Raw genomic sequence first — 8,761 nt, 5'->3', positions numbered from 1 at the left:
TAAGCTCTGCCTGTGTTTTTTCGTGGTCGGGTTTATCTGCGATGAAGGGGTTTTTGCGGTGTTGGGGCATGGTTTTGGATTGGGGATGTTCGAGTGCGCCGATACCGCCTTCTTGATAGGCGCGTATCCATCGTCTCAGGTGGGTTCGGGAAATGCCGTAGTGGTCTGCGGTACGTTGTTGGCTGCGTATATGCAGGTAGTGGAGTACGGCTTGGTATTTGAAGTGTAATGTATATTTGCTCATAAAAAAACTGCACCTTGTGAGTTGGAGGGGATGTCCAACTTTTGGGGTGCAGTTCAGTTTTCAGACGACCTTTTGTCTTGGCTTCAGATGTTATTTCTTCAATTCCGCCAAGATCTCGTCAACGGTTTTCTTCGCGTCGCCGAAGCACATCACGCTGTTTTCGTTGAAGAACAATGGGTTTTGTACGCCTGCGTAGCCGGTGTTCATCGAGCGTTTGAAGATGACGACTTCTTTTGCCTTCCACACTTCCAATACGGGCATGCCGGCAATCGGGCTGTTCGGGTCGGTTTGGGCGGCGGGGTTGACGGTGTCGTTCGCGCCGATGACCAGTACTACGTCGGTTTCAGGGAAGTCGTCGTTGATTTCGTCCATTTCCAACACGATGTCGTAGGGGACTTTGGCTTCGGCAAGCAATACGTTCATATGACCGGGCAGGCGGCCGGCGACGGGGTGGATGCCGAAGCGTACTTCTGCGCCGTTTTTACGCAAAAGCTCGGTGATTTCGGCAACGGGGTATTGCGCCTGCGCCACTGCCATGCCGTAGCCCGGAGTGATGATGACGCTGTGGGCGTTTTTGAGCATTTCGGCGACTTCGGCGGGTTTGACTTCGCGGTATTCGCCGACTTCTTGGCTGCCTGAGGCTGTGGCTGAGCCGTCGGTACCGAAGCCGCCTGCGATGACGGAGATGAAGGAGCGGTTCATGGCTTTACACATGATGTAGGACAGAATCGCGCCGCTGGAGCCGACAAGTGCGCCGGTAACGATAAGCAGGTCGTTGGAGAGCATGAAGCCTGCCGCTGCGGCCGCCCAGCCGGAGTAGGAGTTCAGCATGGATACGACCACGGGCATATCCGCGCCGCCGATGGAGGCGACCAAGTGCCAGCCGAATGCGAGGGCGATCAGGGTCATCAGGATCAGGATGAAGCCGCTGCCGTCAACGGAGACGAACACCAGCATCAGGATAAAGGATAAAACCAATGCGGCGAGGTTGAGCTTGTGTTTGGCGGGCAGTTGCAGCGGCGCGCTGCTGATTTTGCCGTTGAGCTTGCCGAACGCGACCAGCGAGCCGGTAAAGGTTACGGCGCCGATGAAGATGCCCAAATAGACTTCGACCAGATGGATGGTGTGCATATCGTGCGAAATGTTGCCCGGCTCGATATAGCTGTTGAAGCCGACCAAAACGGCCGCCAAGCCGACGAAGCTGTGCAAAAGCGCAATCAGCTCGGGCATTTCGGTCATTTCTACTTTTTTGGCTTTGTAGATGCCGATGGCCGCGCCAATCAGCATGGCGATGATGATCCAGCCCAGTCCGTTGGTGTTTTCGGAAAACACGGTAACGAACAAGGCGACCGCCATCCCCGCTACGCCGGAATAACAGCCCTGCTTGGCGGTTTCCTGCTTGGACAGCCCCGCCAGCGAGAAGATGAACAGTATCGCGGCTACGATGTACGCCGCTGTAACGAGTCCTGAAGACATGGTGATTCTCCAATTATTTGTGAAAGTAACTGTGTTTTTTAATCGGGTCGTCTGAAAGGGTTTGATGGCGGATTCGCTTAACCATCAACTGTTTGAGCCGTTTGAGAATGACGGTTCGGGTATTTATATTTCATCCGTATCACTCCGTTGCTGCTGCGTTTTCAGACGGCCTTTGTATCGGGTTTCCTATCCGCCGCCGAATTGTGCCAAAAACTCTTCTTCGGTCAGCTTGGGCGTGTCGTTTGCCAGTTCGTAATAGGGGGCTTTGGCGTCGATGAAAATCTGCTCTTCCAATTTGAAATCGGCGTTGTCGGCAAACAGTCCGGCGAAGACGAAATAGCTGTCGTTCGGCAGGAAATGGTAGAACAGGTGGGTACCGCAGTTTTTGCAGAACGCGCGTTCCGCCCATTCGGACGAATGGTAGCGGGCGATGTTTTCACCGCCGTTGATTTTCGGCGGTTTGGCGGCAATCAGCGAAAACGTCGCGCCGCTGCCCCAAATGCGGCACATTCCGCAATGGCAGGCGTGGACGTGTTTGTCGTGTTCCACTTCTAAAGATACGTCGCCGCACAGGCATTTTGCTTTCATGGTCGAACTCCTAAAATATTGGGGAATCGGGTTTCAGGCCGTCTGAAAAGATGTTTTAGCGAAACTCGCTACGCTTGTTTTCAGACGGCCTCTACCGTCAAACGGCGGCAACAAACAGCCCGATAATGCAGCATAATCCGCCTGCCCACGTCAAAGACCGCATGGTTGATTTATCTGCTAGGTAGCAATAGATAAAGACGAGGCGGAAGGCGATGAATAACACGGCCAGCAGGTTGATGGTCGATTGTTCGGCGTTACCTGTGGCGTGTGCCACCAAAACGGCGGCGGCAAAGGGTGCGAAGGTTTCGAAGCCGTTTTGCTGCGCGGCATCGGCACGCGCCGACAAGCCTTGCGTATGGGCGAGAAACTCGCGCGGATTGCGGTTGTCCGACGGCTTGAAACCGCCGGTCGCTTTGGCGATGGTGGCGCAAAACAGCGGCAGCAGGTAGGCAAGCAGGATGCACCAGTAGGCTAAAGTCATGCTTTTACCCTTTCCTAAACATATTCAGCATCCGCCGCGTTACAAAGAAGCCGCCGAAGATGTTGACACTGGCAATCAGGATGGCGATGAAGGCAAGCAGGGATACGAAACCGTTGCCTTGGCTGATTTGCAGCAGCGCGCCGACGACGATGATGCCGGAAATGGCGTTGGTCACGGACATCAGCGGGGTATGCAGCGAGTGGCTGACGTTCCAAACGACGTAGTAGCCGATAACGCAGGCGAGGACGAACACGATAAAGTGGTTCAAAAACGCTTCGGGTGCGACCGCGCCGACCCACAGCACCAACACGGCGGCGATGACGGCGGGAGCGAGTTTTTTCCACAGGGGAACAGGTTTCGGCTCGGGCTTGGCGGCAGGTGCGGCTTTTTCAGACGGCGTTTGCTGCGGCTGGGCGGAAACTTGAATCGGCGGAGGCGGGAAGGTGATTTCGCCGTCGCGGGTAACGGTCATGTTGCGGATAATCACGTCTTCGAAGTCCAGCGTGATTTCGCCGTCTTTGTTCGGGCTTAACAGCTTGGTCAGGTTGACCAAATTGGTGGCGTAAAGCTGGGAAGACTGTCCGGCAAGGCGGTTTGCCATGTCGGTGTAGCCGATGATTTTTACGCCGTTGTCCGTTACGAACAATTCGCCCGGTTTGGTGAGTTCGCAGTTGCCGCCCGTCGCCGCCGCCAAATCGACGATGACAGAGCCGGATTTCATGCTTTCCACCATTTCTTTAGTAATCAGTTTGGGCGCGGGTTTGCCCGGAATGGCGGCGGTGGTGATGATGATGTCCACTTCTTTCGCCTGTTCGGCAAAGAGTTTCATCTCGGCGGCGATAAATTCGTCGCTCATCACTTTGGCGTAGCCGTCGCCGCTGCCGCCCGATTCTTGCGGGAAGTCGAGTTTCAGGAACTTACCGCCCATCGATTCGATTTGTTCCGCCACTTCCAAGCGGGTGTCGAACGCGCGCACCACTGCACCGAGCGAGTTTGCCGTACCGATTGCCGCCAAACCTGCCACACCTGCGCCAATCACCAAAACCTGCGCGGGCGGCACTTTGCCTGCGGCAGTGATTTGACCGGTGAAGAAACGGCCGAAGGCATTGGCGGCTTCAATCACGGCGCGGTAGCCGCTGATGTTTGCCATCGAAGACAAAGCGTCCAAAGCCTGCGCGCGGGAAATACGGGGCACCATGTCCATCGCCAGCGCGTTCACTTTCTTGGCGCGCAAGGCTTCGACCAAAGCCTCGTTTTGGCGCGGCCACAGGAAGCTGACGATAGTTTGCCCTTCTTTGAGTAGCGGCAGCTCGCCTTCGGATGGCGCGTTGACCTTATAAATCAAAGGGCAGGCCCAAACCGTCGCTTTATCGGCAACGGTCGCACCTGCTGTTTGGTAAGCGGCATCGTCCAAACTTGCCGCCAAACCTGCGCCGCTTTCGACAACGGTTTCAAAGCCCAGTTTGCTCAACAGGGCAACGGTGGCAGGCGTACAGGCGACGCGGGTTTCGCCGGATAATGACTCGCGTGGGATACCGATTTTCATCTCTGAATCCTTTTTAGGTTGTCTGTATATAAATGTTAATATATTCCATATAATCCCCTTATAGCGAATTTTCAGTGGACTGGCAATAGGCAAGCCGACAATTCGGCATTTCCTTCCTGTATTGCCTTACCCATACTGCCGTCTGCGTTTGAAATCATTTCCGAAAATACGGCTTGGGTGCCGTAACATTTTTCACTGTTTCACTATATAATCCGCATTTTTTGAGCCACCGCCATGCCGCACGCCCTCGTCCTCCAATTCCCCTCCGCCGAAGCCCTGCCTTCCGCCCTCCTCACCCGCCTGCCCGAGCCTGATTACGCCGATGAAAAGCGTATGCGTTTTATCGTTGAAGAAGGGTTTTCTTTAAGCGGGGCAGACGCGGCGTTGCTGGACAGCCGTCAAATCGACCACGCCGTGTTGCCCGATAGGGCGTTTGGCGAACTCGGACTGATTGTCAGCGATATGGATTCGACGCTGATTACCATTGAATGCGTCGATGAAATTGCGGCGGGCGTCGGTTTGAAAGACCGCGTGGCGGAAATTACCGAACGCTCGATGCGCGGCGAATTGGATTTCGAGCAGTCTTTGCGCAGCCGCGTCGCCCTGTTGGCGGGATTGGACGAGCGGGTTTTGGCGGAGGTTTATGAAAACGTTTTGCAGCTCTCGCCCGGCGCGGAATTTTTGCTGGACGAATGCAAGGCGCACGGCGTGAAATTCATGCTGGTGTCGGGCGGATTCACGTTTTTCACCGAAAGGCTGCAACAACGCCTCGGCTTCGAATACCAACACGCCAATGTTTTGGAAATTGAAAACGGCAAGCTGACGGGTCGTCTGAAAGGCAGAATCATCGACGCGCAGGCAAAGGCGGATTTATTGCGCGAATACCGCGACCGCCTCGGATTGCAGCCGCATCAGGTTTTGGCGATGGGCGACGGTGCGAACGATATTCCGATGCTCAAAGAAGCGGGCGTAGGCGTGGCTTACCGCGCCAAACCGAAAGCGCAGGCATTCGCCGATGCCTGCATCAATTTCGGTGGGCTGGAGCGCGTCAGGGGTTGGTTTAAATAAACCGCCGGTATCGGTGGTCAGGAGTTTCCCGTTAAAACCAAGGTCGTCTGAAAAATTTTCAGACGACCTTTTTGCTGTTTGAAATATCGTAATGACTGCAAACGGAATGCCAAAGGATACACCGTCTCAGCATGCTAAAACAGGTTTGCACCCTGTTCCTGAACACAGCCCTCTTTATCCCCGTAACAGCCTTATCCCTTCTTCCTGCCAAACAGAAAAATAGGCAATTAATCAACACGGTTATTACTATTATTCAAATAATTTAATTATGCCTCGAAAATATTGACTTAAATTAAATAAAACCGTTTTCTTCCTCACAAACTGCCTGACATTCTTTATACTACCAAAGTATTAATTAACTACGCACAATGAACTAAACCAATAAAAGGAGCTCTAAGAATGAAACACCAGCTACTCCTTCTGCCAATTGCCTTAGCCGTATCCCAGGCTTGGGCGGACACAGACCCCGTTCCCGAAGAAACTGTTATCCTTTCCCCCGTTACCGTCACCGGCACACAACAACAAAAAGCCAATAGCGTTACTTTCAACCCCAAAGCTGCTTTGCAACCCCTCCCTGCCGGAGACGGTGCGGACCTTTTACAATCCGTGCCCAACATGAGCATCATCCGCAAAGGCGGAAGCTCGGGCGATCCATTGTTCCGCGGTTTGGGCGGTTCGCGCCTGTCGATTAACGCAGACGATCAGTTTATTTACGGCGGCTGCAGCATGCGTATGGACCCGCCGACTGCCTACATCCACCCGAATTCTTTCGACAAAGTCGTCGTCACCAAAGGCCCGCAAACCGTAACCCAAGGCATGGGTTTGGTCAGCGGCTCGGTACAATTCATCCGAAAAGACCCTGATTTCAGCGAAAAACCCTACAACATCAACGCCTCCCTGACCGCAGGCAGCAACGACCGTCGCGACGGTTCGCTTGAAGCCGAATTCGGCGGCAAATACGGCTACGTCCGCAGCAATATTTCCCATAACGAGGCCGGCGACTACAAAGACGGCTCAGGCAAACGCGTCCACTCCCATTTCAAACGCGACAGCCAAATGCTGCAACTGGGCATCACCCCGACCGAAAACACCACCATCGCCGGCACATACGAACGCAGCAGGGCCAAGGTCGCCTACGCCGACCGCATGATGGACGGCAGCAAATTCGACCGCGACGCATGGAACGTCCGCTTTACCCAACGCAACCTCACCCCTTGGTTCAGCGAACTCGAATTGCGCTACGATGAAAGCGAAATCGACCACGTCATGGACACATACAGCCTGCGCACCATCCGCAATCCGGCAGGCAAACAGATTAAAAACGCCAACAACCCCAAACGCAACACCGACACAGGTCGTCTGAAAGCTACCTTCGATTGGGATAACCTCAACCTGCAAACCGGCGTAGATTATATGGACGACGTACACGTCGCCCGCATGGAGCGCGGCGGCGACGGTTACCGCCACAAGCCCTATATGCCCAATCAAAGTTTCAAACAATGGGGCGTTTTCACCGAAGCCGCCTGGCAGCAAACCGACAAACAACGTTGGGTAGCAGGCTTGCGCCACGACCGTGTCAAAGCACATTACGATTCCGCAGACGTAACCGATCCCGTTTTGAAACATCAGAAATTCAACTTGAATTCCGGTTTCTTACGTTGGGAACGTGATACGGATAACGGCTTGAAATACTACGCCGGATTCGGTATCGCCGAACGCTCGCCCGACTACTGGGAACGTCTGCGCGCCAAAAAGAAAATCATCCATCCCGAACAAAACCGCCAAATCGATGCGGGCATCATCTGGAAACGCCCTAACGTCCATGCCTCCGTATCCGTATTCGGCAGCGATGTCAAAAACTTCATCATACTCGAACGCCAAGGCACGGATTTAGGCGTACGCAACGTTAAAGCCTCGCGTTTCGGCGGCGAAGCCGAAGTCAAATGGACGTTTGCACCTAATTGGGAAATCGGCAGCAGCCTCGCCTACACCCACGGCAAAAACCGCACCGACGGCAAACCTTTGGCACAAACTCCGCCGCTCGAGTGGAACAACACCCTCGCCTTCGACAACGGCAAATTCAGCGCAGGCGCGTTATGGCGCGTCGTGGCGAAACAAAACCGTTACAGCAAAGGTCAAGGCAATATCGTCGGTCAGGACATCGGCGTCTCTTCCGGCTTCGGCGTACTCTCGCTCAATGCCGGCTGGAAATTCAGCAAATACGCTACCTTGCAGGCCGGTATAGACAACGTGTTCAACAAAACCTATGCCGAATTCGTCAGCAAAGGCGGCGACCCTTCAGCAGGCACACAAACCTTGCGCGTCAACGAACCCGGCCGTACCGCTTGGTTGAGGCTGCAAGCGAAATTCTGATATTGAGTTGAGAAAGAAAAAGGTCGTCTGAAAACCCAAATCTCAGGGTTTTCAGACGACCTTTTTGATGATGACTTTAAAGTGAAGCTGTTTTACAAGAGACGATGTTTTAGTGATTCAAATCATATTCAAACCATACGGAACAGTTGGAATATCGTACAGAGATGAAAGCTTGAACCCAAGCCCCTGTATTTTTACCCGCCACCGCCCCGCAAATTTATAAAGGAACAAACCGGAAACCCTGTTCGTCAACCTCCAGTATGGAAGCGTAATCAGGCTTCCAGTCCCCCAACACAATACGGGTAAAGCCGTCTTCCTGATGGATATGCTCACGGTGGGTGTGTCCGTGAATCAACAGTTGGACACGATGCCGACGCACAATGTCTGCGGTGAATTGCGGCTGGACGTCCATGATTTCGGCGGCTTTATATTGTTTGCCCTGCTTGCTGGTGCGGCGTATTTTGCGGGCGATTTTCAGGCGCAGGGCAAGCGGAAGGCTTAGGAACAGGCGTTGCAGCCATTTTTGGTGAACAACCTTTCTGAACTTCTGATAACGCGCATCATCGATACACAACGTATCTCCGTGGCAAATCAAGGCGGAACTGCCGTATAAATCGACCACCGCATATTCGGGCAGTAATTTCATACCGGATTGCGCTGCAAATTGCTTCCCGATCAAAAAATCCCGGTTGCCGTGTACGAAGAAACATTCCACCCCGCGCTGCACGACGGATTGAATCGCTTGTGCGACGGTTTGGGTCAATTCAGATTGCTCGTCGTCGCCTATCCAAAAATCAAACAGATCCCCCAAAATATAAACCGAACGCGCCTGCGGTGCTTTTTCGCGCATAAAGCGCAAAAACAATTCAGTCAATTCAGGATGGGATTCGCTCAGGTGCAAATCGGAAATAAAGTAAATCGGCATGGCGGGCAACAGGTGTAAAATCCTTGCCATTATAGGTTTTCAGACGACCTTTGTATATCA

General features: G+C 53.5%; 8 protein-coding genes. 2 read left to right on the top strand and 6 right to left on the bottom strand.

What is annotated here, in order from left to right; genetic code table 11:
* The 5 genes from HMPREF1028_RS00340 to HMPREF1028_RS00320 form a co-directional block, all read right to left on the bottom strand.
* The coding region (locus tag HMPREF1028_RS00340; protein WP_009310853.1) for a helix-turn-helix domain-containing protein at window positions 1-244 on the bottom strand (244 nt) is incomplete at its 3' end.
* Between the two features lie 90 nt (window positions 245-334).
* Window positions 335-1,720, bottom strand: a complete 1,386-nt coding sequence (pntB, locus tag HMPREF1028_RS00335; protein ID WP_009310852.1) for a Re/Si-specific NAD(P)(+) transhydrogenase subunit beta — start codon at window positions 1,718-1,720, stop codon at window positions 335-337.
* Between the two features lie 186 nt (window positions 1,721-1,906).
* Entirely contained in the window at window positions 1,907-2,308 is a 402-nt protein-coding gene (locus tag HMPREF1028_RS00330) for a GFA family protein (RefSeq protein WP_009310851.1), read from the bottom strand.
* 97 nt (window positions 2,309-2,405) lie between these two features.
* Window positions 2,406-2,789 (bottom strand): MAPEG family protein, encoded by a 384-nt coding sequence (locus HMPREF1028_RS00325; RefSeq protein ID WP_009310850.1) that lies wholly within the window; start codon window positions 2,787-2,789, stop codon window positions 2,406-2,408.
* A 4-nt stretch (window positions 2,790-2,793) separates the two neighbouring features.
* Window positions 2,794-4,335, bottom strand: coding sequence for a Re/Si-specific NAD(P)(+) transhydrogenase subunit alpha (locus tag HMPREF1028_RS00320; protein WP_009310849.1), 1,542 nt, complete (start codon window positions 4,333-4,335; stop codon window positions 2,794-2,796).
* A 234-nt stretch (window positions 4,336-4,569) separates the two neighbouring features.
* On the opposite strand from HMPREF1028_RS00320, the gene serB reads away from it, so the two are divergent.
* Complete coding sequence (gene serB / locus HMPREF1028_RS00315; RefSeq protein WP_009310848.1) at window positions 4,570-5,403, top strand: phosphoserine phosphatase SerB; 834 nt, start codon at window positions 4,570-4,572, stop codon at window positions 5,401-5,403.
* A gap of 399 nt (window positions 5,404-5,802) precedes the next feature.
* The gene (locus HMPREF1028_RS00310; RefSeq protein WP_009310847.1) at window positions 5,803-7,776 is read left to right on the top strand and encodes a TonB-dependent copper receptor; all 1,974 of its coding nucleotides are present in this window, start codon (window positions 5,803-5,805) and stop codon (window positions 7,774-7,776) included.
* A 217-nt stretch (window positions 7,777-7,993) separates the two neighbouring features.
* On the opposite strand, the gene lpxH is transcribed toward HMPREF1028_RS00310, so the two are convergent.
* On the bottom strand, window positions 7,994-8,731 hold the full coding sequence (lpxH, locus tag HMPREF1028_RS00305) for a UDP-2,3-diacylglucosamine diphosphatase (RefSeq protein WP_009310846.1): 738 nt from the start codon (window positions 8,729-8,731) through the stop codon (window positions 7,994-7,996).
* Window positions 8,732-8,761 lie beyond the last annotated feature (30 nt).

This window comes from Neisseria sp. GT4A_CT1, assembly GCF_000227275.1.
Classification (GTDB): domain Bacteria; phylum Pseudomonadota; class Gammaproteobacteria; order Burkholderiales; family Neisseriaceae; genus Neisseria.
The sequence above is the reverse complement of the archived record's forward strand: the minus strand, read 5'-3'. Positions and strand labels throughout refer to the sequence as shown.